25 protein-coding genes and 1 pseudogene are annotated in these 24,111 nt (G+C 38.8%); 15 read left to right on the top strand and 11 right to left on the bottom strand.

The window, feature by feature from the left end:
• Positions 1 to 49: 49 nt before the first annotated feature.
• The 3 genes from surA1 to SOI76_RS10895 form a co-directional block, all read right to left on the bottom strand.
• Complete coding sequence (gene surA1 / locus SOI76_RS10905; RefSeq protein WP_000132045.1) at positions 50 to 367, bottom strand: surface antigen protein 1; 318 nt, start codon at positions 365 to 367, stop codon at positions 50 to 52.
• A 115-nt stretch (positions 368 to 482) separates the two neighbouring features.
• Positions 483 to 710, bottom strand: a complete 228-nt coding sequence (locus SOI76_RS10900) for a hypothetical protein (RefSeq protein WP_016141364.1) — start codon at positions 708 to 710, stop codon at positions 483 to 485.
• 279 nt (positions 711 to 989) lie between these two features.
• Positions 990 to 1,466, bottom strand: coding sequence for a CinA family protein (locus SOI76_RS10895; protein ID WP_057074783.1), 477 nt, complete (start codon positions 1,464 to 1,466; stop codon positions 990 to 992).
• A 316-nt stretch (positions 1,467 to 1,782) separates the two neighbouring features.
• Here SOI76_RS10895 and SOI76_RS10890 point away from each other — a divergent pair, with 316 nt between their 5' ends.
• Both SOI76_RS10890 and katE read left to right on the top strand, forming a co-directional pair.
• Positions 1,783 to 3,195 (top strand): iron-containing redox enzyme family protein, encoded by a 1,413-nt coding sequence (locus tag SOI76_RS10890; protein WP_104080542.1) that lies wholly within the window; start codon positions 1,783 to 1,785, stop codon positions 3,193 to 3,195.
• Positions 3,196 to 3,244: 49 nt separating this feature from the next.
• Entirely contained in the window at positions 3,245 to 5,389 is a 2,145-nt protein-coding gene (gene katE / locus SOI76_RS10885; RefSeq protein ID WP_104080541.1) for a catalase HPII, read from the top strand.
• Between the two features lie 56 nt (positions 5,390 to 5,445).
• On the opposite strand, the gene yhxC is transcribed toward katE, so the two are convergent.
• Positions 5,446 to 6,324, bottom strand: a complete 879-nt coding sequence (yhxC, locus tag SOI76_RS10880) for an SDR family oxidoreductase (protein WP_016141360.1) — start codon at positions 6,322 to 6,324, stop codon at positions 5,446 to 5,448.
• A gap of 140 nt (positions 6,325 to 6,464) precedes the next feature.
• Positions 6,465 to 6,866, bottom strand: a complete 402-nt coding sequence (locus SOI76_RS10875; protein WP_104080540.1) for a DUF6367 family protein — start codon at positions 6,864 to 6,866, stop codon at positions 6,465 to 6,467.
• Positions 6,867 to 7,337: 471 nt separating this feature from the next.
• Here SOI76_RS10875 and SOI76_RS10870 point away from each other — a divergent pair, with 471 nt between their 5' ends.
• Positions 7,338 to 8,597, top strand: a complete 1,260-nt coding sequence (locus tag SOI76_RS10870) for a KGG domain-containing protein (protein ID WP_320541594.1) — start codon at positions 7,338 to 7,340, stop codon at positions 8,595 to 8,597.
• 62 nt (positions 8,598 to 8,659) lie between these two features.
• On the opposite strand, the gene SOI76_RS10865 is transcribed toward SOI76_RS10870, so the two are convergent.
• Positions 8,660 to 8,893, bottom strand: a complete 234-nt coding sequence (locus SOI76_RS10865) for a hypothetical protein (RefSeq protein WP_002114518.1) — start codon at positions 8,891 to 8,893, stop codon at positions 8,660 to 8,662.
• A gap of 286 nt (positions 8,894 to 9,179) precedes the next feature.
• Between SOI76_RS10865 and umuD the strand changes: the two genes are divergently transcribed.
• Positions 9,180 to 9,791 carry a LexA family protein gene (umuD, locus tag SOI76_RS10860; RefSeq protein ID WP_104080539.1) on the top strand — a complete coding sequence of 204 codons (612 nt, stop codon included), beginning with the start codon at positions 9,180 to 9,182 and terminating at the stop codon, positions 9,789 to 9,791.
• 70 nt (positions 9,792 to 9,861) lie between these two features.
• On the opposite strand, the gene SOI76_RS10855 is transcribed toward umuD, so the two are convergent.
• Positions 9,862 to 10,473 (bottom strand): LysE family translocator, encoded by a 612-nt coding sequence (locus tag SOI76_RS10855; RefSeq protein WP_000885232.1) that lies wholly within the window; start codon positions 10,471 to 10,473, stop codon positions 9,862 to 9,864.
• Positions 10,474 to 10,629: 156 nt separating this feature from the next.
• Between SOI76_RS10855 and putR the strand changes: the two genes are divergently transcribed.
• Positions 10,630 to 11,085, top strand: coding sequence for an Lrp/AsnC family transcriptional regulator (putR, locus tag SOI76_RS10850; protein WP_000376211.1), 456 nt, complete (start codon positions 10,630 to 10,632; stop codon positions 11,083 to 11,085).
• 58 nt (positions 11,086 to 11,143) lie between these two features.
• Here the strand turns inward: putR and SOI76_RS10845 are convergent, their stop codons facing one another.
• The gene (locus SOI76_RS10845) at positions 11,144 to 12,760 is read right to left on the bottom strand and encodes a purine-cytosine permease family protein (protein ID WP_205668472.1); all 1,617 of its coding nucleotides are present in this window, start codon (positions 12,758 to 12,760) and stop codon (positions 11,144 to 11,146) included.
• Positions 12,761 to 12,955: 195 nt separating this feature from the next.
• On the opposite strand from SOI76_RS10845, the gene SOI76_RS10840 reads away from it, so the two are divergent.
• From SOI76_RS10840 to SOI76_RS10830, 3 genes are all read left to right on the top strand, one after another.
• A complete protein-coding gene (locus SOI76_RS10840) occupies positions 12,956 to 16,417 on the top strand; it encodes an ATP-binding protein (protein WP_104080600.1) in 3,462 nt (1,153 codons plus the stop codon).
• Positions 16,417 to 17,376, top strand: a complete 960-nt coding sequence (locus SOI76_RS10835; protein WP_104080537.1) for a response regulator transcription factor — start codon at positions 16,417 to 16,419, stop codon at positions 17,374 to 17,376. Before SOI76_RS10840 ends, SOI76_RS10835 begins: the two co-directional genes overlap by 1 nt.
• A gap of 142 nt (positions 17,377 to 17,518) precedes the next feature.
• Positions 17,519 to 17,803, top strand: coding sequence for a GNAT family N-acetyltransferase (locus tag SOI76_RS10830; RefSeq protein WP_004642449.1), 285 nt, complete (start codon positions 17,519 to 17,521; stop codon positions 17,801 to 17,803).
• A 115-nt stretch (positions 17,804 to 17,918) separates the two neighbouring features.
• Here SOI76_RS10830 and SOI76_RS10825 read toward each other — a convergent pair whose 3' ends face one another.
• Entirely contained in the window at positions 17,919 to 18,023 is a 105-nt protein-coding gene (locus SOI76_RS10825) for a hypothetical protein (RefSeq protein WP_104080536.1), read from the bottom strand.
• Positions 18,024 to 18,088: 65 nt separating this feature from the next.
• Between SOI76_RS10825 and artM the strand changes: the two genes are divergently transcribed.
• The 5 genes from artM (at position 18,089) to SOI76_RS10800 (ending at position 21,977) form a co-directional block, all read left to right on the top strand.
• Positions 18,089 to 18,748 (top strand): amino acid ABC transporter permease, encoded by a 660-nt coding sequence (artM, locus tag SOI76_RS10820; RefSeq protein WP_205668471.1) that lies wholly within the window; start codon positions 18,089 to 18,091, stop codon positions 18,746 to 18,748.
• Positions 18,738 to 19,403 carry an amino acid ABC transporter permease gene (yckA, locus tag SOI76_RS10815; RefSeq protein ID WP_000418067.1) on the top strand — a complete coding sequence of 222 codons (666 nt, stop codon included), beginning with the start codon at positions 18,738 to 18,740 and terminating at the stop codon, positions 19,401 to 19,403. The genes artM and yckA overlap by 11 nt, the downstream gene beginning before the upstream one ends.
• 2 nt (positions 19,404 to 19,405) lie before the next feature.
• The gene (glnQ, locus tag SOI76_RS10810; protein ID WP_104080535.1) at positions 19,406 to 20,137 is read left to right on the top strand and encodes an amino acid ABC transporter ATP-binding protein; all 732 of its coding nucleotides are present in this window, start codon (positions 19,406 to 19,408) and stop codon (positions 20,135 to 20,137) included.
• Positions 20,138 to 20,167: 30 nt separating this feature from the next.
• The gene (locus SOI76_RS10805; protein WP_104080534.1) at positions 20,168 to 21,028 is read left to right on the top strand and encodes a transporter substrate-binding domain-containing protein; all 861 of its coding nucleotides are present in this window, start codon (positions 20,168 to 20,170) and stop codon (positions 21,026 to 21,028) included.
• Positions 21,029 to 21,110: 82 nt separating this feature from the next.
• Entirely contained in the window at positions 21,111 to 21,977 is an 867-nt protein-coding gene (locus SOI76_RS10800; protein ID WP_104080533.1) for a cysteine ABC transporter substrate-binding protein, read from the top strand.
• Between the two features lie 43 nt (positions 21,978 to 22,020).
• Here SOI76_RS10800 and SOI76_RS10795 read toward each other — a convergent pair whose 3' ends face one another.
• Positions 22,021 to 22,140: a hypothetical protein gene (locus tag SOI76_RS10795; protein WP_002114211.1), complete on the bottom strand. Its 120-nt coding sequence runs from the start codon at positions 22,138 to 22,140 to the stop codon at positions 22,021 to 22,023.
• 76 nt (positions 22,141 to 22,216) lie between these two features.
• Positions 22,217 to 23,152 carry a LysR family transcriptional regulator gene (locus tag SOI76_RS10790; protein ID WP_104080532.1) on the bottom strand — a complete coding sequence of 312 codons (936 nt, stop codon included), beginning with the start codon at positions 23,150 to 23,152 and terminating at the stop codon, positions 22,217 to 22,219.
• A 91-nt stretch (positions 23,153 to 23,243) separates the two neighbouring features.
• Between SOI76_RS10790 and SOI76_RS10785 the strand changes: the two genes are divergently transcribed.
• Together SOI76_RS10785 and SOI76_RS10780 are read left to right on the top strand one after the other, a co-directional pair.
• Positions 23,244 to 23,882 carry a LysE family translocator gene (locus tag SOI76_RS10785; protein WP_104080531.1) on the top strand — a complete coding sequence of 213 codons (639 nt, stop codon included), beginning with the start codon at positions 23,244 to 23,246 and terminating at the stop codon, positions 23,880 to 23,882.
• An 88-nt stretch (positions 23,883 to 23,970) separates the two neighbouring features.
• Positions 23,971 to 24,091, top strand: a pseudogene (locus SOI76_RS10780) (hypothetical protein).
• The last annotated feature ends 20 nt before the right edge of the window (positions 24,092 to 24,111 follow it).

The following is a 24,111-nucleotide window of genomic DNA, read 5'->3' as shown; positions in this document are numbered from 1 at the left end:
CCGAGGGCCAATAGGAAATAAGCTCATGGCTTTGGACCAATTAAGGATGTTACATGTCATCCCATGCATCTTTAATGGCTTGTTTAGCATGTTCCCATTTTAAACGAGATTCAGCTTTTAATTCTTCCCACTTTTGTTGCAAGCTACCTTCCATATCTTCAAACTGAGTTCCTTCTTTAGATTCTGAACGGGCACGGTGACCTAGTTCATAAGCTGCAGAAAAATCACGATCATAATCCAGATCTGGCGTAGTTAATTGAGCTTCTTGATAATAAGGTCGAGTAAGATAACTTTCCCGCCAGCGAGAGTCAGAATAATTATGGTCGCCAGCTACAAGTTGAGCATGGTCTGTATTTTGATCTGTCATCAGTTTTTCCTCTTCTCTTATTTAATTTTATGCTTATGTTAAATTTAGGAAGGTGAGGGCACCTTCCTAAATAAAATGAATGACCGCATCAAATGACATTTAAGTCAGCAACGAATTAACGTTGCTGATTATTGTTATTTGAGTTTTGTTGGCCTGAATCTTTTTGATTAGAGCCTTGTTGTTGGCGGCGGTTGTCATTTTGCTGTTGTTGCTGGTTGTTTTGTTGCTGTTGATCGTTTTGCTGTTGGTTGCCTTGTTGCTGCTGGTTGTTACGGTTGTCGTTTTGCTGTTGTTGTTGCTGTTGATTATCACGTTGATTGCTTTGATTATTAGTAGTGCTCATCTTTAATTACCTCATATCATTTATGATGTGTGTTTTATCTGAGAGCTTCAGATAGGTTCATTAAAACATGAAAATTTTTAATGTGTAGTCTAGGGGTGTTACCCTATATTTAACTGTAACTTTGATTATTAAATAAAACCTTGATTTCTATAAAATGTAATTTTAATCAATAAACATAATTAATATGAAGATAGATAAGATTACATTTAGGTACATTGGAATTAAGCAAACACTATGATCATTTCCAAATATGTATTTGTTATCTTTTATAAAGAAAAGCTATTTTTTATTATCTAATATTATATATTCAATATCTTGGGTAATGTAATAAAGAAGTTGTCTAAGTTTAAGATAGGGAAAACCTTTAAATACTCTTCTAAAGTTATAAAAATTATTCTGATAATAAATAGAATAAAAGAAAGTGCCTACAGGTTTCTCACTAGTTTCCGAGCCCCCCTTTTTTAGTAAGCCAGTACAGGCAACATAGAGGTCGGCATGCAAGAGTTCTTTGCCTTTTTTGATCATCTCTACAGTGACTTGCATAGACTCAGGCGTATATTTTTCAATAAGTTCAGGTGAAATATGAAGAGTATTCTCTTTAACACGTAAGTCATAGCTAACTAAGCTTCCAATAAGAATGTCACCTGAATAAGGACTTAAAGAGAAGCGGTAAGCGAGATAACCAGCCGAAGCACTTTCAAAAAATGCGATTTTAATTTTCTCTTGGGCAAGTAATTTACAACATGAGTTAAACATTTGTTTTCTCCTTAAAACTATTTTTAATTTAGTTATAAGATTATTTTTAATTTCTTTTTGTTAAGTTTTTAGTCTTTATAATTTTAAAGGTAGCTCAAGTGTAATAAAGGTTTATAATTTATATATTTTTTATAAAAACAGTTGGTTAAATTATTCGAAAGGTGAGAATGTAAGTTTGTGTTATTTTGTATCTTGTTGAAATTTAATATTTTTAAAATTATAGGTTGTTTCTTGATAACGTAATATAACAAAGATAGGCTGGGATTATAGTTCAGTTAAAGTATGGTAATTTATATCTCACTAAAGGAGAATAGAAATGCCTGTTGTAGTGAAAAAAAGATTATTAGACTTATTACAAGATAATCAACAGAACTATTACGAATTATTTGTTTTTTTCCTTGATCCTGATATTTCTAGTTTTGAAAAAGAAAAGAAAGCAAGAGATTTCCTTAATCAAGAAATAGATAAAATAGATCAAGAGGAAATTGATTTTCCAGCAACTATAAAGACCGTTAAAGAATGGTGTGAAAATGATAATAAACAAAATTGTGAGTTATTTCAGACCTATTTGAGTCGTAGACAAAATGGCGGCGGAAGAGAGTACTTTAAAAATGTTGGTCAGGCATTTGAGTTTTTAATTAAAGTTTCACCCACTAAAAAAGTAGACGGTGCATGGCTATATAGTTCAGTTCAATATTGGAATGATCCGGTTTTTCATGACCTTATCATTACCTATTTGGAAGAGCTGGGGCTAGGTGAGCCGAAAGCAAATCATGTATGTATCTATGATGACTTATTACGTAGTCTTGGGCTCGATAGTTTTGATCTACTCTTAGAAGATGAATATTATCATAATGCCGTGATTCAATTGGCGCTTGGTTATGCTCCAGCTGAGTTCATTCCCGAAATTGTTGGCTTTAATTTAGGCTATGAGCAACTGCCACTTCATCTACTCATCAGTAATTATGAGCTTGCGGAACTTGGTATTGATTCTAAATATTTTAATTTGCATATCACTATCGATAACATTGATAACGGCCATGCAGATAAAGCAATTAAAGTTATAGAAAATATTTACGATAAATATAGAGACAAAGAACTTTTCTTTAATAAATTGAAGCGCGGTTTTGCTCTTAATAGCCATGGCGTTTCTTCTTCAAAAATTATTAAAAATTTAAATCTTGAAGATTTAGTCCTTAAAATTTTAAAAAGAAAAGCGCTCGTGGGTCAGCTAATACATAACGAAACTAGACAGTTTGGATGTAAAACGATTAACCAATGGTTATCAAATCCAGAAGACGTTAAAGGGTTGGTTACACACCTCATTGATCACAAGTGGATTAAATTGAATACCGATCCTGAACAGAGCGTGTTCTGGCGAATGATTAATGAAGAAAATGGAAAAATGTTTGGGGTATTTAACCCTGTAGAACGACAAATTATTCATGATTGGATTGCTGGTAGTGACCATGCTTCTAACTTTTTGGCTTATAGCAGAGAACTAAAGAATAGCCAGCGTATTCAAGACTATCTCTTTAGCTATATTTCTGATGGCGAACTCGATGCACTTCAGGAACGTATACGCCAGACCCCTGATCTTGCCATAAAGATATGTAAGCTGACCCCGTTTTTGGCCCCAGATTCACATCATAAAAGCATTGGTCTATGGAGCACACGTAAATATGTTGAGCTCCTTTTTCCATATTTAAGTTCCTTTAACAAAAACTAACTCTTGGAGTTTTTTAATTCACCCCACGTTTAACTTTAAAACATAGGTAATGAACATGACTGATAATGTTAAATCAACAAATAAAACAAGTGAAATGGCTGGTGCGGACGCTGCAAATAAAGCCAATACTACCCAAAAAACTGAACAATTAGACTCAGTCAGAGATGATGCAACCAATGAGGCATTAACCACAAACCAAGGGGTTAAAATAGCGGATAACGAGAATAGTTTAAGAGCGGGCATTCGTGGTTCGACACTATTAGAAGATTTTATTTTAAGAGAGAAGATCACTCATTTTGACCATGAACGTATTCCTGAACGTATTGTGCATGCACGTGGCGTAGGTGCACATGGTTACTTTCAGGCCTATGAAGGAAACGAGCGTTTTACAAAAGCGGGATTTTTAACCGATCCAAGTATTCAAACGCCAATTTTTGTACGCTTCTCAACTGTGCAAGGCCCACGTGGTTCTGCTGACACCGTCCGTGATATCCGCGGTTTCGCAATTAAGTTTTATACCCAAGAAGGTAATTTCGATTTAGTCGGTAACAATGCACCCGTGTTTTTTGTACAAGATGGTATTAAGTTTCCAGACTTCGTGCATGCCGTAAAACCTGAACCAGATACAGAAATGCCAACAGGAGCAACTGCTCATGATACTTTCTGGGATTTTGTGTCTTTAGTGCCTGAGTCAGCACATGCAGTCATTTGGGCAATGTCAGACCGTGCTATTCCACGTAATCTACGTTCAATTCAGGGTTTTGGTGTTCATACATTCCGCCTTATTAATGCTCAAGGCAAATCTCATTTCGTGAAATTCCACTGGACACCTAAACAAGGTTTAAGTGCTTTAGTTTGGGATGAAGCTCAAAAGCTTGCAGGTAAAGATCCAGATTTCCACCGTCGCGATCTCTATGAAGCGATTGAGAATGGAGTTTATCCAGAATGGGAACTTGGTGTACAAATTGTTGAAGAAGAAGATGAGATGAACTTTGACTTCGACTTATTGGACCCGACAAAAATTATTCCTGAAGAGTTGGTTCCAGTGACACCAATTGGCCGATTTGTTTTAAACAGAAATGTAGATAATTTCTTTGCAGAAACAGAGCAGGTGGCTTTCTGTCCAGGCCATATTGTGCCAGGGATTGATTTTACAAATGACCCACTTTTACAAGCACGTCTATTTTCGTATACCGATACGCAGTTAAGTCGTTTAGGTGGACCAAACTTCCATCAAATTCCGATTAATAAACCGGTATGCCCATTCCACAATAATCAACGTGATGGTATTCACCAACATACCATTCACAAAGGACAGGCTGCATACCAACCAAACTCAATTGATAATGATTGGCCAGCAGAAACACCACCTGCGGCTTCAAATGGTGGCTTTGAAAGCTATCCTGAAAATATTAGCGGACATAAACTTCGTCAAAGAAGTGAAACCTTTTCCGATCATTTTTCACAACCGCGCCTTTACTACAAGAGCCTTGCGCCTCATGAGCAAAAGCACGTGGTCGATGCCTATACTTTTGAATTAAGTAAAGTGCAAAGAAAACACATCCGTGAGCGCCAAGTTCAACAAATTTTGGCAAATATTGATCTCGATTTAGCTCGACAAGTAGGTGCTAACTTAGGAATCGAAATTCCTGATTTAACGCTAGATTATAAGAAAACTGCAGTTGAAAAATCAGCTAAATTATCTTTCTTGGCTTTTCCACCAGAAGATATTCAAGGCCGAAAAGTTGCAGTGCTCATCCATAATTTAGTGAAATCTGATGAACTAGAAGTTATGAAAAATTGGGCAATTAAAGAAGGTGTAACTCTTCATTTATTAGCGCCAAGTTTAGCTCCTGTAAAAGATCATCAAGATAAAATTATTACGGCTGATGGCATGCAAATGGCTGAACCTTCAATCGCTTATGATGCGGTAATCATTCCGGATGGCGATAATTTAAATGCTGTTATGCAAGATGGTGTGACTCGTCATTATCTATTAGAAGCTTATAAGCATTTAAAACCAATTGCATTTTTAGGTAATAAATCTGATTTACTTGAACCGCTAGGTTTAGTTGCCGATGAAGGTACGCTAGTTGAAGATGAATTCCAGCAAATTGCTGAAAAATTCAAAAACTTGATTATGGCTCATCGTGTTTGGTCACGAGAACAAATCGCTGCTCACGTACCAGCTTAACAAATAAAAAAAGCCCTGAAAGCTTTAACTTTCAGGGCTTTTTTATATCTTAATGATTAGCCATTAACGATTTGACCACCGTTTACATGAATAACCTGACCTGTAATATAACTTGCATCATCTGAGGCAAGGAAAAGATAAGCAGGTGCAACTTCACTTGGTTGTCCCATTCTTCCCATTGGCGTATCTTTACCAAATTCTGCAACGGTTTCTGCATCAAAACTACTTGGAATTAAGGGAGTCCAGATGGGACCGGGTGCCACACCATTCACTCGTATACCTTTTTTCTGTTTCATTAAATTGTTCGATAAGCTGCGCGTAAAAGTAGTAATAGCACCTTTCGTACTTGCGTAATCGATTAGCTCATCATGACCTTGATAGCTGGTAATACTGGTCGTGTTAATAATACTATCGCCTTCTTCCATATAAGGAATGGCTTCTTTAGTAAGATAAAACATTGGAAAAATATTGGTTTTAAATGTCTTTTCTAACTGCTCATTACTAATGCTTTCAATTTCCTTTTGTTGATATTGCACACCGGCATTATTCACTAAGATATTAATTTTGCCGTACTGTTGTAGAACTTTATCAATATCTAGTTTTGCAACATCTGGGTCAGAAATATCACCTTTTAATAAAAGGCAATGTTGTCCTTCTCTTTCTACGAGCTGTTTGGTGATTTCGGCATCTTGATCTTCTTCAAGATAAAGGATGGCAATATCGGCACCTTCACGGGCAAACAATACAGCGACAGAACGGCCTATACCACTATCGCCACCACTAATAACGGCAACTTTACCTTTTAACTTCTCGCTACCTTTATGGGAGCTTTTTATAATCTCTGGTTCAGGATGCATTTTTTCCTGATCGCCTGGTTGGTGAGATTGAACTTGTGCGGGAGCAGACGTCGGATATTGATTTGTTGAGTTTTCCATGTTTCAAATACCTCTGTATGAATATCTAATTTTCATAGGGTGAACTGTTGTTACGTAAATATAAGTAAAATGAATTTTTTAATAAGTTGTCTTTGTTATTTTATATATAAGGATGTAAAAAAATATTTTATATTTGAGAGTTATATAATTTCCATTAGCTTAATTTTATTTTTATCAATCATACTCTCAATAATAGAGCGGTTTCCTATATCGTCTAACCAATTTTCTATCGGTATATTATTAGATAAGTCTAAAATTTCTTGAATAACTTTTCTTGCTCCCTCTATATTCTGTGAAGCTTTATTATCTTGATGCGCTATATTATCAAGTAATAATTTTATATCTTCTTGTTTCATATCTTTTGATTTAATAATGTATAAGTCTCTTTGGAAGGGATGGCTTGCATGTGGGGGATCTAATCTATAACTCCATTCTTGATCATAATTCTGCCATGAATTCTTAGACTTAATATGACCTAATAGAATTTCTGGGATAGAAATATGAATATATTGTGGAAGTGATGATTGTTGATCTACTTTCATGGCTAACTCACTTAGAATATCTTAAATTAATTTTTAAATAGTATTTTTTATTACTCAAGTAAAGATTTTAAAGAAATGTAATGATATATGTTTATGTTTTTTAAAAAAATTATTTGTTTCCCATTTGTGTTTTTTTAGGTGGGGATGTTTCATAGTTTTAATTTTTGTTTTTATTTAAACTGTTTTGTTATTTACATGATAGTTTTAAAACTGATTGTAAGAATATATTTTAATGTGCGCTTGAGTAATAATGAGTGAATAATTATATAAAAGGTAAAGTTGAATAGAAGCTGAAATATATAAATTCTTATTTAAATAATGAAGTTATAAAAATTTAAAATTTTAATTTTATATACATTTAAATCGATTGATACAGAGCCTAGGTGGGAAAATATTACAGATCTTCTATCTTAATTAAATCCGTTAACCAAAAGCGGTAGTGACTATAATTAAATATAGGAAGATATAACTATGGCTAATACTAGATATGAAGATGATGATAACAATAGAACAGGTACTTCAAATCGTGGATTTGCAAGTATGGATCCTGAAAGAGTACGAGAAATAGCCAGCAAAGGTGGGCGAGCAGCTCACGCGAGTGGTAATGCACATGAGTTTACCTCTGAAGAGGCTCGTGAAGCTGGCAGAGCAGCCCATGCAAGTGGTAACGCTCATGAATTTACGTCTGAAGAAGCACGTGAAGCGGGTGCCTTAAGTCATAAAAATGACCGTAATGGTCGTGGCCGCAGTCGTGATGATGACGATGATGATGATCGCGGTGGCCGCTCAGGTGGTCGAGGCCGAGGTCGCAGTCGTGATGACGACGATGATGATGACGATCGCGGAGGCCGTTCAGGTGGCCGAGGCCGAGGTCGCAGTCGTGATGACGACGATGATGATGACGATCGCGGTGGCCGTTCAGGTGGTCGAGGCCGAGGTCGCAGCCGTGATGATGACGATGATGATGACGATCGTGGTGGCCGTTCAGGTGGTCGAGGCCGAGGTCGCAGCCGTGATGATGACGATGATGATGACGATCGCGGTGGCCGCTCAGGTGGTCGAGGTCGTGGCCGCAGCCGTGATGACGATGATGATGATGATGATCGCGGTGGTCGCTCAGGCGGACGAGGTCGTGGTCGCAGCCGTGATGATGACGATGATGACGATCGCGGTGGCCGCTCAGGCGGACGAGGTCGTGGTCGCAGCCGTGATGATGACGATGATGATGATCGCGGTGGCCGTTCAGGCGGACGAGGTCGTGGTCGCAGCCGTGATGACGACGACGATGATGATCGCGGTGGCCGTTCAGGTGGCCGAGGCCGAGGTCGTAGCCGTGATGACGACGACGATGATGATCGTGGTGGCCGTTCAGGCGGACGAGGTCGTGGTCGCAGCCGTGATGATGACGATGATGACGATCGCGGTGGCCGTTCAGGCGGACGAGGTCGTGGCCGCAGCCGTGATGACGATGATGATGACGATCGCGGAGGCCGTTCAGGCGGACGAGGCCGTGGCCGCAGCCGTGATGACGATGATGATGACGATCGCGGTGGCCGTTCAGGCGGACGAGGTCGTGGCCGCAGCCGTGATGACGATGATGATGACGATCGTGGTGGCCGTTCAGGCGGACGAGGTCGAGGTCGCAGCCGTGATGACGACGATGATTATGATGGCCGCGGTCAAAACTCGCGTAATCAAAAACGTGATGCCTACGGACGTTTTACGTCTTAAGCAGAATGTTTTAAAAACAAAGGAGGCTTTTGCCTCCTTTGTTTTTAGTTTACTTACTGTATTTACTGAGGGAGAGGTTGTAAGCCTTTTACAATATCAAGATATTCAGACCCGTTTAACCAAAAAGATTTTTTCAAAAAAAGTGTTGTCATAATACTTTCGGCTGCTTCGCTATCTGGATTTTCACAAAACAATCCGTAGCTTTCACCTAAAACCGCATCATTTTCAATGAGACGGATATAGTAAGCATGTTGCTCATTTGCATAACCTAAAACCGCATCACGTTGATTTTTCATTTCGCATGTCTCCATACCAAAAACTGAATTTAACCAGAATGTTAAGTGTTCAGAATCTCATTTGATAAAAATCAAAAACAGTCAGCGATAAAGACTATTTCAAAATAGGTTTTGATTTTCTTCAAATTGCCATTTCGCTCAAAACATCCCTGTTAAAAACAAAATGGATTAAAATCTGATCATGAGATTTATTGTTATGCAAAAAAAATATTTCGTCAACTTGAAAATGTAACTTTTTCAAGTTACATTGTTTGTGTAGGATTTGAACGGTGATAAGGGAGGCGATATGCCCAAGAAAAAAGAGTTCGAGCATGGTGGTGCACGAGAAAATGCCGGCCGTAAAGCACAGTTCAATGAACCCACCAAAGTCATTCGTGTTCCTGAGTCCCAAGTTAACTTTATCAAAAATTGGTTACTGAATAATGTCAAAACCAATCACTTGACCGACTTTAACTCAAAACTTAATGTTCAAGCAGTGCACCCGAATAACGATAAAATTTACCACATTCCTTTGGCAACTGAACGTGTTGCAGCGGGTTTTCCTTCACCTGCACAAGATGATATTGAGCAAGCACTCGATTTAAATGAATATTTAATTAGAAATGAAAATGCCACGTTTATTGTCAAAGCCAACTCTTTATCCATGTTAGATGCTGGAATTGATATTAATGATCCGCTTATTGTGGACCGTAGCATTCCCGCTAAATCGGGTGATATTGTGATTGCACTCATCGATAATGATTTCACTGTGAAGCGCTTAATGATTGATAGTCAATTTCATCCACCTAAAGTTTGGCTAAAAGCAGAAAATCCTGATTATCAGAATATTTATATTGAAGAGGGGCAAGAACTGGTTATTTGGGGAGTCGTGACTTATAACCTCAAACGAATGAGATAATTTTTTCTTATATTTATTATTTAAGTTACTGACCTGAAATCGAGGCCAGTAACTTTTTGCTGAATGACTTTTAAATTTGCCCAATCAATAAGCACGTTGCGATAACGACCATTAAACCACCTGAAAAACGGCCGACTAACTGTGCTGCTTGTGGTCTGGTTTTCAAAATAGCCTCTGAACCATAACCCACCATTAAGTAAATAATTGCGCAGCTAATCATGTGGACAACACCAAAGGCAAGAATTTGTGTCGTCACTGACCATGAAGCAGTCGTGTCAATAAATTGAGGAAGCAGGGCTAAAAAGAGCAAAAAAACTTTCGGGTTTAATCCACTCACGTAAACGCCTTTGGTTGCCCAGCTCAACCATGACTGAGCCTTTTCAGAACCAGATTCGTTCGGAGTAGGAGGGGTAAGTAATAAATTTATTCCCATCCATAATAAATAAGCAGAACCCGCAACAGTAAGAATCATCAGAGCAGTTGGATTATTTGCTACAAGCAGACCAACACCAGCTGCTACTAATAAAATCGTAATAAAGTGCCCAAATAGCATGCCTGCGACAGCGGGTACGACAACTTTACCTTTAATTCCTGCCGAAATGGCATAGGCCCAGTCTGCCCCTGGCGTAATGATAAAAAGAATGGAGACACTCCAAAATGCAATAAAAATGTTAAAAGCCATATGCTTATCTCGGCAAACTATTTTCCAAAGGTTTCACTCGTGGTTTAGAAAAAATCCCTATTTATTCGAGCTTGTTGAAAATAATATGCTCATGTATTTAGAATGTGCTTTTAAATGTTTGCTCATATCACACTCATTTGGGGTAAATTTTTCTAAATGGATCGCACAGATAAAAAGATTCTTGCTGAATTGCAATTAAATGGCCGATTATCTATTACTGAATTGGCAGAAAAAGTAGGCTTGAGCATTTCACCTTGTCATAGACGAGTGAAGGCTTTAGAAGAGTCAGGAGCTATCAAAGGTTATCGGGCAGAGCTCGACCCGAATTTAGTGGGATTTGAATTTTCAGCGATTGTTTTTATTACGCTTAAAGAAGGTGATAAACAGGCAGTTGAGAAGTTTGAAAATGCTGTGATAGACATCCCGCAAATTATTCAGGCGCAGCGCTTATTTGGTGAGCCAGACTATTTGCTGCATGTGGTGGCTAAAGATTTACCGGCTTTCCAGCGTTTGTACGATGAAAAATTATCTGCTATTCCAAGTGTGCAAAGGCTCATCTCAACCATTGTGATGAAAGATGTAGTGCCTGAACGTTTATTCCCGATTGGCTAAGAATCATCAGATATAAAAAAAAGAAGCTTTAAAGCTTCTTTTTTAGTTTTAAGAATATTTAATCATCGAGTGTTTTACACAAAGAACAGATTGTACCGTTATGTTTGTGAGAGAACATAATATCTGGACGTTCATAACCTTGCTCACATACGCGGCAGTGATAAACAGTTGCTACAGGAGTACCTTCAGCATCATAACGTGGTTCTTTAATACCGTCATCGTGTGACTTGATGTAGTATTTTCCTTTGGTTAATAAGCCCATGATTGGTGTTAATACAAAGGCAAGTACAAGTGCGATAAGCGGTGAGTAAGGCGCCAAGAAGCTACCAAGTAAGCCGAAGAATGCTGCAATTGATAAGCCTGCTGATACAAGGAACGCAACCATACCGACAGGGTTTACGTTGTATAGCATGTCACGGCGATATTCAGGTTCTTTCGGTGAAAGTTTTAAAACATATTTATTAATTGAAATGTCTGTTGCTACAACCACAACCCAAGCAATCGCAAAGTTTGAATAGAACCCTAAGATTTTACCCAGTACCGCAAACATGTTGCCTTCCATTAAAGCAAGTGCAATTGCCAAGTTCACCATCACAAACACAATACGACCAGGATAATGTTTGCTAATACGAGTGTAGGCACTTGTCCATGCAAGGGAACCAGAGTAAGCATTGGTCACATTAATTTTAATTTGAGAAATAACCACCAAAATAACCGCAAGTGTTAAAGCCGCCCAGCCCGGAAGCATGTCATGAAACGCCGCATTAAACTGTTGAACAGGTTCGGTACTGTTTACGCCCGGTATTTTAGTGAGTAAATAGAAACCTAAAAATGCCCCAATAATTTGTTTAATCGCCCCTAAAATCACCCAGCCTGGCCCCGCTGAAATAACCGCTGCCCACCATGCTTTGCTATTTTCTTTTGTTTTTGCAGGCATGAAGCGTAGGTAGTCAATTTGCTCACCGATTTGCATGATGAGGGATAAGCATATACCTGCACCAAGCATAATCGCTGCCATATCTACAGGTGCAAAACCTTCATGACCTGTAAACGTTGCAAACTGGCTAACTAAGGTAGGTTCTTGGTAAATCAGATAAGCCACAGGACCAATCATTAGAACGAGCCAAAGTGGGGTAGTCCAGACTTGTAATTTACTTAAAGCTTTCATGCCGTAAATCACCAGCGGAATAACCATAACGGTTGAGATGAGGTAGCCAGCCCAAAGCGGAACGCCTAAACCGAGCAATAATCCTTGCGCCATGATTGAACCTTCAAGGGCAAAGAAAATAAATGTGAAACTGGCGAAAATGATACTGGTAAGAACCGAACCGATGTAACCGAAACCTGCACCGCGGGTAATCAAGTCAAGGTCGATGTTATAGCGAGCTGCGTAGTAGGCTAAAGGAATGCCGGTTAAGAAGATAATAATCGCTGCAAATAAAATGGAGAAAACAGCATTGGTTGTTCCATAAGACATACCAATACTGGCACCAATAGAAAAGTCAGCAAGATAGGCAATACCACCAAGTGCAGTAATAGCAACAACTTTGGGACTCCAGCGCCGAAAGCTGTGTGGAGCATAACGTAAAGTATAATCTTCTAAGGTTTCATTCACTGCTTTTTGTGAATCTGCACCTTGCACAGTGTCCAGATTTGGATGTTCAGATACACTCATAACATCAATCTCCCAATCATTTTCGGTCAATCAACACAAATATTGATCATTGTTTTTTGATGGTTTTGAGTGTGTGATTTTTGGGAAAAATTGAAAATACGTTATTTTGCGTATATGTGCGTATTAGAAAAAATCGCCATGATAAATGACTTTTGGCATAAGGATTGCTGGGTTTAATGCAGCCACATGCCAAACATGAGTGTTATGCCAGATTCTTCACGCCCCCAACAAGCGCCACAACGTGTGATCAAAACACGCCGTGAATATAATATTTGGGTGGCAGATGAAAGTATCGAAGATTATGCGCTTCGCTACGCACCCACCTCAGTAAGAAAATGGTCGCCTTGGACGGTAACCAATACTGCAATTTCGACCGTTAGCTTTTTGGCTATGGAAGCCATTGGGGCGACTATGCTTTGGCAGTATGGCTTTAGCAATGCAGTCTGGGCAGCAATTGTCGTATGTACCATCATATTCTTAACCAGTTGGCCCATTAGTTACTACGCTGCAAAATATAATGTAGACGTCGATTTGCTTACTCGTGGTGCAGGTTTTGGCTACATTGGCTCGACCATTACATCTCTAATTTATGCCAGCTTTACCTTTATTTTGCTTGCGTTTGAAGCCGCAATTATGGCAATGGCACTTGAGCTGGCTTTAGGCATTCCGCAAGTTATTGGTTATTTAATTTCTGCCTTAGTGATTTTGCCTTTAGTGGTCAAAGGCATTGGTTTTATTAATAAAGTTCAGGCAATCACTCAGCCAATCTGGCTCTTGTTGCTGTTATTGCCGTGGTTTTTTGTACTTTGGAAACAACCACAAATTTTAAGTAGTAGCCTGCATTTTGTTGGTGCGGTTTCAAAATCGACCGATTTTAATCTGTATTACTTTGGTGCGGCGTGCACTCTTATTTTTTCATTTGTGATCCAAATTGGTGAGCAAGCCGACTATTTACGTTTTTTACCCCAACAAGAAAAGAATAGAACTGCATGGCGTTTTGCTGTTTTTTTAGGTGGTCCATCTTGGATTATTTTCGGATTTCTAAAAGTTTTGATGGGCATGCTGCTGATGGTGTTGGCTTTTCAGTTGTTTATTCCTGTCTCTGAACTAGACAATCCGACTTATCTATATTGGGTCGCCTATCAACAATTTATTCCAAACCCTCAGCTTGCTCTAATCTTAACTCTGGCACTGGTTTGCTTGGCACAAATTAAAATTAATATGACCAATGCCTACGCTGGCTCATTGGCATGGTCCAACTTTTTTGCTCGCTTGACTCATAGCCATCCGGGGCGAATTGTCTGGCTTCTTTTTAATGTTTTTATTGCTATCGTTTTGATGGAAATGGGGATTAGCCATGCGGTTGAACGCATTTTGGGGCTATATAGCAATATCGCTTTGGCGTGGATTGGCGCCGTTGTTGCCGATTTAATTATCTGTAAGCCTTTAGGTTTAAGCCCGAAGGGAATTGAATTTCGCCGTGCTTATTTATATGACATTAACCCCGTAGGTGTGGGCGCATTACTGATTGCCTCAGTGTTATCTATGCTGAGTTATTTGGGCTTTTTCGGACTCATGGCAAAAGGATTGGCGAGTTTTATTGCTCTAGGGAGCGCAATGTTATGCGTTCCTGTCATTGCTTACTTAACCAAAGGCAAATATTACATTGCACGTCAGCCTGAAAAAATTCAGGCAACTTCGGTTGCAAACTGTGTGGTGTGTGAACGGGACTATGAACTCGCTGATATGGCGGGCTGTCCAGCCTATAACGGTACGATTTGCTCATTATGCTGTTCACTTGAAGCACGCTGCCACGATTTATGTAAACCCGATGCACGTTGGTCAGTTCAGCTCAAAAAAGCCATCTGGCACTATTTACCAGAACGTTGGGCTAGCCGTTTAAATAGCAGGGTCAGTTTGTATCTATTGTTGACTCTAGGGCTGTCGATCGTTTTGGCAGTGAGTTTAAGTCTGGTTTATATCCAAGAAAAAACCTATTTAGAAACCATTAATGCCGCAGCCGTTCCGCAGTTATTCATGCTGTTTGTAAAAATTTACACCATCTTATTTTTATTGATGAGTGTTGCAGCATGGTGGTTAGTACTAAACGATGAAAGCCGACGTAATGCCGAAATCGAAACGCATCAGCAAACAACATTATTGATTGATGAAATTGCTGCCCATGAAGTCACTTCAAAAGACTTACAAGACGCCAGAATAGCAGCGGAGCGGGCAAATGACGCAAAAAGCCGTTATGTCATTGGCATTAGCCACGAATTACGAACGCCTCTAAATAGTATTTTGGGCTATAGCCAATTGCTTCAAAAACAAGAGCAGCTTTCGGAACAAGGCAAAATGGCGCTCGGGGTGATTAGCCGTAGTGGCCAGCATTTGACTTCACTCATTGACGGTTTACTAGATTTAGCACGAATTGAAACAGGTAAAATTTCTTTAAATGTAGTGGATGTTCATTTCCCCAATTTTATTGAACAGATTATTCAAATGTTTCAACCACAGTTTGAACAGAAGAATTTACAGTTTGTTTATGAAATTGGAGAGAACCTACCGCACTATGTGCGTACCGACAAAAAACGCTTAGAACAAGTACTCATCAATTTACTGGGTAATGCTTTAAAATTTACGACGAGCGGTACAATTACTTTAAAAGTCGAGTACCGTTTTCAGACGGCTTATTTTGAAATTAAAGATACAGGATGTGGTATTGCAGAAGCAGATTTAGAGCGAATATTTAACCCGTTTGAACGGGGTAGTAATGTGGTTCAAGGCGGATTTACCGGAACAGGACTCGGACTACCCATTGTAAAATTATTAGTCGATTTACTTGGTGGCCAGCTATCTGTGACTAGTCAGCTCAATCATGGTTCACAATTTAAGATTAAGTTTTACTTACCTTCAAAAGAAGTAGTCCATCCAATTTCTAATGTCTACTCCAACCAAATTACGGGTTATCAAGGCGAGCGTAAACGAATTTTGGTTGTCGATAATGAAGCTGTGGACCGAGGATTAGTTGCTAATTTTCTCAAACCTTTGGGATTTATGATTGAAGAAGCCGAGTCGGGCATTGATTGTTTAAGACGTGTACCTATTTTTCAGCCGAACCTGATTTTGATGGATTTAAATATGCCTTTGATGGGCGGGTGGGAAACTGCGCGTTTGTTACGTCAGAATAATATTACCAATGTGCCGATCTTAATTATTTCGGCCAATGCAGGCGAGCGTGAAGTCAATCCACAAGATGCGGTCTTAAGTGAAGACTTTATGTTAAAACCAATCGATCTCAATTTATTGCTGAGTAAAATTGGAGACAAGTTGGGCTTGGTGTGGATTGATTCCAAATCAGAGACACTCCTTGAAAATAATGAAGTTCAAGCACTCGATTTAAATATATATAAGCAAGAGCAAGCTGCTGTTCATACACCAATTCAACGACCAGAAAATAATGATCTGCTTGATTTACCGCAAAGCTTGCAACAGTTAAATGATTTAATTGGACAGGGTTATATTCGAGGAATTCAACAGACTTTAATGCAATGCCGTCAAAATTTTCCGGAGCATAATGAGTTATGGGAACAGCTTGAACAGGCTATTCAAAAGTTTGATTTAAAACACGCGCAACGATTAATTCAGGATAAGTAATGAGTACGCAACATGTTTCTTTTCAGCAAGCTTCGCCAAATGAGCAGGCTGTTATTCTGATTGTGGATGATGTGCCGGAAAATTTAGGCTTGCTACATGAAAGTCTGGATCAGGCAGGTTACCGCGTGCTTGTCACAACCGATGGATTGAGTGCAATTGAAATTGCACACCGATGCTTACCGGATATGATTTTACTCGATGGCAATATGCCACATATGGATGGTTTTGAAAGTTGTATACAGCTTAAAACGAGTCCAATTACGCAGTTTATTCCCGTCATTTTTATGACAGGTTTGTCTGAGACAGAGCATATTGTGCGTGGTTTTCAGGTTGGCGGGGTGGACTATGTAACCAAACCTCTGAATATTGAAGAAGTATTAGCAAGGGTAAAAACACATTTGGCACATGCCAAACTATTGCAGCAACAAAAACAGGTCATTGATGCGACGGAAACAGCCATTCTTGCACTAGATGTTCACGGTAAAATTGTTTGGAAAACTCAAAAAGCCAGTGATTTACTGAATCAATATTTACCTGAATTAGAAGGTTTTGAAGCAGGCTTAAAAGCTTGGTTTTCAGATTTGGAACATGAAAAAGACCCCAAAAAATTAACCAGCTGTTCTTATTCAACACCATCTCAGCAATTACAGCTTTTATTGCTTACACCGTGGCAATCTGAAACAAGCGTAGCAAAAAATTATCTTATCCAGATCAAGACATCTACGCCAGCTTTGGAAATGGCTGATATTTTGAAATATTGCCCGCAGTTGACTCAACGTGAGGCAGAAGTCATGCATTGGTTGTTGTTAGGAAAAACCAATAAAGATATTGCAGAAATCTTGGAGCTTAGCCCACGGACGGTAAACAAGCATTTAGAGCATGTTTTTGAAAAACTTTGCGTTGAAAACCGAACTGCTGCGGTGGCGCATATTAATAGCTTGGTACAAGAGTTTTACTAATTTAAGTGAAGATTGTATTTAAAAAGCATACAGACTCACTGCTAAAAATAGGCTATTTTTTTACAGTTAAATTTGTTCTTATAGATAAAGATATATAAAGTCATTTTTAAATAAATTTGAGCCATAATACGAGGAATTCATTGTGAATATTCAACAAAAAGATGATACAAAACACGGCAGCTTTAGCTTACTTGATGGTGAAACCGTTGCAGGCGAAATGACTTATACATGGGCAGGCGAAGGTATGCTGATTATTGATGCCACAGATGTGAATGAAAATTATCGTGGACAAGGCGTAGGTCGCCAATTACTTGATGCTTTGGTGGCTTTTGTTCGTGAAAAAGACGTAAAAGTAATTCCGCTTTGCCCATATGCTAAATCGGTTTTTGATAAAGACCCAAGCATTGGCGATGTACTGAGAAAGTAAGCAATAAATTGAAAATCATTTAATAAAAATCGGGCCTTGGTGTCCGATTTTTTATTGGTTTTATTATTCATCTTTGTTTTAGTGAATATGTTTTGAGCGGTTGTATTCAACTGCTTTAAAGGTTTTCGATTACCAGATCGAATTTATCAAACTTATAGAAAAGCTTATCTAATAAAAATAGTTTTAGACCAATTGGGAAAAAAATAAACTTGTTACACAAATATTTAATGGCTGATGAAAGCTAAATATTTATAGCGTTTTAATATTATTTTTTTGGAATTTTCCTTGAACTGGCAGTATATCCATAGTGTGTTGCCGCAATTCTTCTCTGCAACTTTGACCACGCTGGAAATTTCAATTATCAGCATTATTTTGGCAATTATTGTAGGGCTAATTTGCAGCATTTTAATCACATATCGCGTGCGGGTGCTAAATAGAATTGCCCAGTTCTATATTGAGTTATCTCGAAATACCCCTTTATTAATTCAACTGTTCTTTTTGTATTACGGTTTGCCAAAACTCGGTATCAAAATTGATGGTTTTGCTTGTGGTGTGATCGGACTGACCTTCTTAGGTGGAAGCTATATGGCCGAAGCTTTCCGAGCAGGTTTGCAGTCGGTGGCCAAAGGGCAGATTGACTCAGCAAAAAGTATTGGTCTACAACCGATTCAAATTTTTAGATATGTCATTTTCCCTCAAGCACTGGCTATTTCAATTCCGGCAATAGGGGCAAATTGCCTATTTCTAATTAAAGAAAGTTCTGTGGTCAGTGCTATTGCTGTCGTTGAACTGCTTTTTGTCACCAAAGACTTAATTGGCATGGACTATAAAACCACCGAAGCTTTGTTCTTACTCATCATGGCTTATCTGATTATTTTATTGCCCGTATCTATTTTAACCAGTTATCTGGAGCACAGAAGTCGGAAGGTGAGCCATGGAACTTGATTATCTATTTCAAGCGAGTCACCTCGAACGTTTAATGTGGGGACTTTGGGCAACTGCAAAAATTGCTTTTATTTCGGTGTTTTTCTCTGCAATTTTTGGCACAGTTTTCGGCGTCATTATGACTTCTAAAAACATAGTCGTTAAAGCGCTGTGCCGTCTGTATTTAGAAGCCATTCGAATCATTCCAATTTTAGTTTTGCTATTTGTGTTTTATTTCGGCTTTGCGACATGGTTTAACTGGCAATTTTCCGCAATGTGGGTGTGTGTTGTTGTATTTGTTTTATGGGGTACGGCAGAAATGGGCGATTTGGTTCGTGCAGCGATTACTTCGATTGATCAACATCAACGTGATTCGGCCTATGCGCTTGGACTTACCCATGTTCAAGCCTTGGTGTATGTCATTTTTCCGCAAAGTCTAAAACGAGTAACACCAGGCGCGATTAACTTATTTACTCGAATGGTGAAAACCAGCTCTTTGGCAGTCCTGATCGGTGTGGTTGAGGTCATTAAAGTTGGCCAGCAAATTATTGAAAATTCGCTGTTGACCGTGCCGAGCGCTTCTCTTTGGATTTATGGCTTTATTTTTATTTTGTATTTTCTGATTTGCTACCCCTTATCGCGTTTGGCGGCACACTTAGAAAAGGTCTGGGAGTAATTATGCCTTTGTTATCGATACAACAATTACAGAAATCATTTGCACAAAGTCATATTTTACAGGGCATTGATCTGGATGTAGAACAAGGAGAGGTGGTTGTTATTTTAGGCCCATCGGGCTGCGGTAAAAGTACTTTATTACGCTGTATTAATGGCTTAGAACCGATTCAGGGTGGTGAAATCCGTTTAACCGGTTCAGGTGTTTTGGGTAAAGATGTGGACTGGACTAATGCTCGTCAAAAAATTGGCATGGTTTTTCAGAACTATGAGCTATTTGGGCATATGAACGTCATTGACAATATTTTGCTCGGACCACTCAAAGTACAAAAACGCCACCGCGATGAAGCAGAACAAGTCGCAGATGAGTTGCTAAAGCGAGTGGGATTGTTTGAGCGAAAACTTGATTATCCACGACAACTTTCTGGTGGACAAAAACAGCGTATCGCTATTGTGCGTTCGCTAGTTATGCAACCTAAAGTCATTTTACTTGATGAAATTACTGCTGCGCTTGATCCGGAAATGGTGAGAGAAGTACTTGATGTAGTCCTTAAGTTGGCGAATGAAGGCATGACCATGTTGATTGTGACACATGAGATGTCCTTTGCACGCAAGGTTGCCGACCGCATTATTTTTATGGATAAGGGCAAGATTATTGAACAGGCTTCACCAGAAGAATTTTTTAAACAGCCAAAAACAGAACGAGCGAAAGCCTTCTTAAATATTTTGTCTTACTAAATTTTTATTATTTGAATCATGAGGAAGTGAATGTTTAAACGTAATTCAATAAAAATATTAAGCAGTCTTGCTGTTGTTGGGGTGTTGTTAACTGCATGTAGTAAAACGCCATCCACTGAACAGGCAAGTAATGCTCAAGAAGACCATTCTTTAGAGCAAGTCAAAAAAAATGGAGTTCTACGCGTTGCTGTTTTTGCTGATGATCCGCCGTTTGGTTACGTAGATAGTGCGGGGAATAATCAGGGCTTTGATGTGGCCTTAGCAAAACGAGTGACCAAAGACTTGCTCGGTGATGAAAAGAAAGTTGAGTTTATTGTGACTGAAGCTTCAAATCGGGTGGAGTTTTTAAAATCAAATCGTGCCGATGTGGTGTTCGCGACATTTACAGTAACGCCTGAACGTAAAGAAGTTGTCGATTTTGCCGAGCCTTATTTAAAAGGTGCGTTTGGTATTGTCTCGCCTAAAGCCAAGCCAATTACTGACATTGCCCAATTAGAAGGTAAAACTTTAATTGTAAATAAAGGCACAAGTTCGGATACTTACTTTACCAAGCATTATCCGAAAGTGAATTTACTTAAGTTTGAAAGAAACTCGGATGCGTTTAAAGCCTTAACCGACGGTCGTGGTGACGCAATTTCACAAGATAGTACGTATGCTTTGGCATGGGCCGCGAAGAACCCAAGTTATGTGGCGGGTATTCAGTCTATTGGTGATCAAGAGTTTATTGCACCAGCAGTGAAAAAGGGCAATACCCAATTATTGAATTGGCTTAATACTGAAATTAAGCAGCTAAGAACTAGTGGTGAAATTAAGAAAATTTATGATGAAACCTTGAAACCAATTTACGGTGACTCGGTCAATCCGAATGTGTTTTTAGATGTAGGCCAATAATTTTCGATATCGCTAGAGCAGTGTTTAAAAGTAGGCGCTGCGATTTTAAATAAGACTTTTACAAGAACGATAGGGTGAAATAATGACAACATTAACATTTCAAAACGTGAAGCATATTTTAGCTGCGTCTTTACTGAGTTTAGGTTTAGTTGCATGTGACAAAGGAACTCAGTCTACTGAAAAAACGGCAGATACCACACAAACTGTGTCGAGTATTGAACAGATCAAAAAGAATGGCGTGGTACGAATTGGCGTATTTAGTGATAAACCGCCGTTTGGATATTTAGATGCTCAAGGTAAAAATCAGGGCTTTGATGTAGAAATTGCTAAGCATGTCGCTAAAGACTTGTTGGGTGATGAAAACAAAGTTGAGTTTGTTTTAACTGAAGCGGCGAACCGTGTCGAATACTTAAAAGCCAATAAAGTGGATATTATTTTTGCAAACTTTACAGTTACACCAGAACGTAAAGAAGTAGTCGATTTTGCTAAGCCTTATTTAAAAGTTGCTTTGGGGGTTGTTTCTCCAAAAAGTCATCCCATTACCGATGTGGCTCAACTTAAAGATAAAACTTTGTTGGTAAACAAAGGTACAACGGCTGATTCATTCTTCACCAAGACTCATCCTGAAATTAAACTACAAAAGTATGAACAAAACACTGAAACTTTTGATGCTTTAAAAGATGGACGTGGTGCTGCGCTTGCCCATGATAACTTGCTGGTTTTAGCTTGGGCTAAAGAAAATCCAAATTACACTGTTGGCATTACTAATTTAGGTGAGCAGGACTTAATTGCACCAGCAGTGAAAAAAGGCGATAAAGAGTTACTGGACTGGTTGAACCAAGATTTAGAGAAACTGGCAAAAGAAGGTGTGATTCATCAGACTTATGAAAAAACGTTAAAACCAGTCTATGGCGATACGATTAATCCAAAAGATTTATTGGTTGAATAATCGTGCTAATAACGATTAGAACTCTAGATAGTCTTTGCTCTAGCTAAGATTCATCTACAGCCTGCCCATAATTTATAAAGATAATGTTTTTGCAATATTTTTTATAGATGTAAACAGTGGTCAGGTTCTGTAGATGAGAAAGTTTTTTGGTTACTTTTTTCAAAAAAAGTAACAGAATTAGCTGATTGCTTTAGAGGTTAAAAGGTTGGATTCCATCGTGCTAATTCTTTGACTTTATATTACTTTAACTTAAATAAAGTCGGCTCTGCTGCTAATTTATCTGCCAAATATTGAATAAATACACTCAATTTAGGTGGGACATGCCGTGTCGGTGGGTAGAGTAACCACAGTCCGCCACTATAATAGGTTTTAAAATACCAATCTGGTAAAACCTGAACTAAGGTACCTTGTTGTAGAGCATGGCGTGCAACAAAGTAAGGCAAGCTAGCAATACCTAAATGTTGTAATGCGGCACTCAAACGCACACCCGTATGATTTGCAGCATAACGCCCACGCACAGCCACACTGATCGATTTATTTCCTTGCTGAAATTTCCATTTTGAGTCACTGACTTGTTCACCTAAGTAAATACATTCATGCTGCTTTAAATCATGAGGATGGTTCGGTGTGCCATGTTTTGCTAAATATTCAGGTGTAGCACAAACCAAGTGATCAATATCAATCAGCTTTCGACCCATAAGGCCACCCGGTGGTTGCTCTGTAATTCGAAGTGCTAAATCGATGCCATCATCAATGAGATCTACATAGCGATCTTCTAAAAGCATTTGTATATCAATTTTCGGGTAGCGTTCTAAAAACTCGGGTAAATGCGGATGAATCATAAAATGTCCCACAGCTTTCGGAACACTCATACGAATAATACCTTCTGGCTCGACATGAAATTGACCTGAACTTTCCATGACTGCTTGTGCCGCATTCACCATGTCTAAACAGCGTTGATAGACCTGTTGTCCACTTTCACTTAAACGAAGTTTCCGGGTGGTCCGATAGAGTAAGCGGGTGCCTAAAGCACGTTCTAAACGAGCAATCGCACGACTAACAGCAGAAGGTGTTGTACCAAGCTGGCGAGCCGTTTCAGAAAAACTTTCCGACTCGACAACCTTAACGAAAGTCGCCATTTCATTTAACAGAACCAGACTTTGATTTGTGCTCATGAGGCAAAAGTTATTTGGATTTTGATTGGATTATCGCGTCTAGAAAATCGCAATACAATCTTTTCTGTGATTTTCAGGAAACTAAATTGTTATGTGGCAGTTGTATGGACATGAGTTTTTAACGCTAGCTCTTATTCACTTTATGGCGGTGATTTTACCGGGACCAGATTTTGTGATTACGGTCAGGCAAAGTGTACGTTATGGCTACTTAATTGGATGTCTGACTGCGATTGGTATTGGTGTCGGGATTTCAGTCCATGTGTTTTATACACTTGTTGGTATTGGCTTTTTGATTCAGCAAAGTGAATGGCTCATGTCACTAATCAGAACAGCGGGGGCAGCTTACTTAGTGTATTTAGGATGGCAGTGTTTACGTAGTCAGCCGAATACCACTATTGAGATTAATGGCTCAGCAGACAGTGACACGCCGAGTTTATTTAAAGCTTTTACAATGGGTTTTCTTACTAATGCATTGAACCCAAAAGCTACTATCTTTTTTCTGGCAATTTTCACTACGATTGTAAGTACGACTACCCCAATGAAAGTTCAGGTTTTTTATGGGGTCTGGATGTGTATGGTCAATGCCATCTGGTTTATGGTGGTGAGTGTACTGTTTGCACAGCCTATTGTACGTAAAAGATTTTTGGAGTTTGGGGTTTATTTTGAAAGGGTAATGGGATTGTTGTTGATTGGCATTGCATTGAGATTGATTTGGGGATTGTTTGTTTAAGTTAGTTTTCTTTATAAGTGGGAGTACTGTCGCGACGGAGTCTTACCGTTTATACGTCATAATAAAGTAGTTAATTCTGTTACTTTTTTTGGAAAAAGTAACCAAAAAACTTTGTCATCTACAGAACCTGTTCACTGTTTTCATCTATCAGGAAATGTTGCAAAAATATTATTTTTATAAATTATGCACAGGCTGTAGATGACTCTTAGCACGAGCCGAAGGCTAATTC

Source organism: Acinetobacter pittii (assembly GCF_034064985.1).
GTDB lineage: Bacteria > Pseudomonadota > Gammaproteobacteria > Pseudomonadales > Moraxellaceae > Acinetobacter > Acinetobacter pittii_H.
Note: the sequence above shows the minus strand (reverse complement) of the source record. Positions and strands in the feature narration are given on the sequence as shown.

Bases quoted from the DNA above. Each gene is read 5' to 3' on its own strand.
- SOI76_RS10890 (WP_104080542.1), top strand. From the start codon at position 1,783: ATGCCTGTTGTAGTGAAAAAAAGATTATTAGACTTATTACAAGATAAT.
- SOI76_RS10805 (WP_104080534.1), top strand. From the start codon at position 20,168: ATGTTTAAACGTAATTCAATAAAAATATTAAGCAGTCTTGCTGTTGTT.
- yckA (WP_000418067.1), top strand. From the start codon at position 18,738: ATGGAACTTGATTATCTATTTCAAGCGAGTCACCTCGAACGTTTAATG.
- SOI76_RS10840 (WP_104080600.1), top strand. From the start codon at position 12,956: ATGAGTGTTATGCCAGATTCTTCACGCCCCCAACAAGCGCCACAACGT.
- SOI76_RS10865 (WP_002114518.1), bottom strand. From the start codon at position 8,893: ATGAAAAATCAACGTGATGCGGTTTTAGGTTATGCAAATGAGCAACAT.
- SOI76_RS10870 (WP_320541594.1), top strand. From the start codon at position 7,338: ATGGCTAATACTAGATATGAAGATGATGATAACAATAGAACAGGTACT.
- putR (WP_000376211.1), top strand. From the start codon at position 10,630: ATGGATCGCACAGATAAAAAGATTCTTGCTGAATTGCAATTAAATGGC.
- SOI76_RS10835 (WP_104080537.1), top strand. From the start codon at position 16,417: ATGAGTACGCAACATGTTTCTTTTCAGCAAGCTTCGCCAAATGAGCAG.
- SOI76_RS10845 (WP_205668472.1), bottom strand. From the start codon at position 12,760: ATGAGTGTATCTGAACATCCAAATCTGGACACTGTGCAAGGTGCAGAT.
- katE (WP_104080541.1), top strand. From the start codon at position 3,245: ATGAACATGACTGATAATGTTAAATCAACAAATAAAACAAGTGAAATG.
- SOI76_RS10855 (WP_000885232.1), bottom strand. From the start codon at position 10,473: ATGGCTTTTAACATTTTTATTGCATTTTGGAGTGTCTCCATTCTTTTT.
- SOI76_RS10800 (WP_104080533.1), top strand. From the start codon at position 21,111: ATGACAACATTAACATTTCAAAACGTGAAGCATATTTTAGCTGCGTCT.
- SOI76_RS10900 (WP_016141364.1), bottom strand. From the start codon at position 710: ATGAGCACTACTAATAATCAAAGCAATCAACGTGATAATCAACAGCAA.
- surA1 (WP_000132045.1), bottom strand. From the start codon at position 367: ATGACAGATCAAAATACAGACCATGCTCAACTTGTAGCTGGCGACCAT.
- SOI76_RS10785 (WP_104080531.1), top strand. From the start codon at position 23,244: ATGTGGCAGTTGTATGGACATGAGTTTTTAACGCTAGCTCTTATTCAC.
- SOI76_RS10790 (WP_104080532.1), bottom strand. From the start codon at position 23,152: ATGAGCACAAATCAAAGTCTGGTTCTGTTAAATGAAATGGCGACTTTC.
- SOI76_RS10875 (WP_104080540.1), bottom strand. From the start codon at position 6,866: ATGAAAGTAGATCAACAATCATCACTTCCACAATATATTCATATTTCT.
- yhxC (WP_016141360.1), bottom strand. From the start codon at position 6,324: ATGGAAAACTCAACAAATCAATATCCGACGTCTGCTCCCGCACAAGTT.
- glnQ (WP_104080535.1), top strand. From the start codon at position 19,406: ATGCCTTTGTTATCGATACAACAATTACAGAAATCATTTGCACAAAGT.
- SOI76_RS10895 (WP_057074783.1), bottom strand. From the start codon at position 1,466: ATGTTTAACTCATGTTGTAAATTACTTGCCCAAGAGAAAATTAAAATC.
- umuD (WP_104080539.1), top strand. From the start codon at position 9,180: ATGCCCAAGAAAAAAGAGTTCGAGCATGGTGGTGCACGAGAAAATGCC.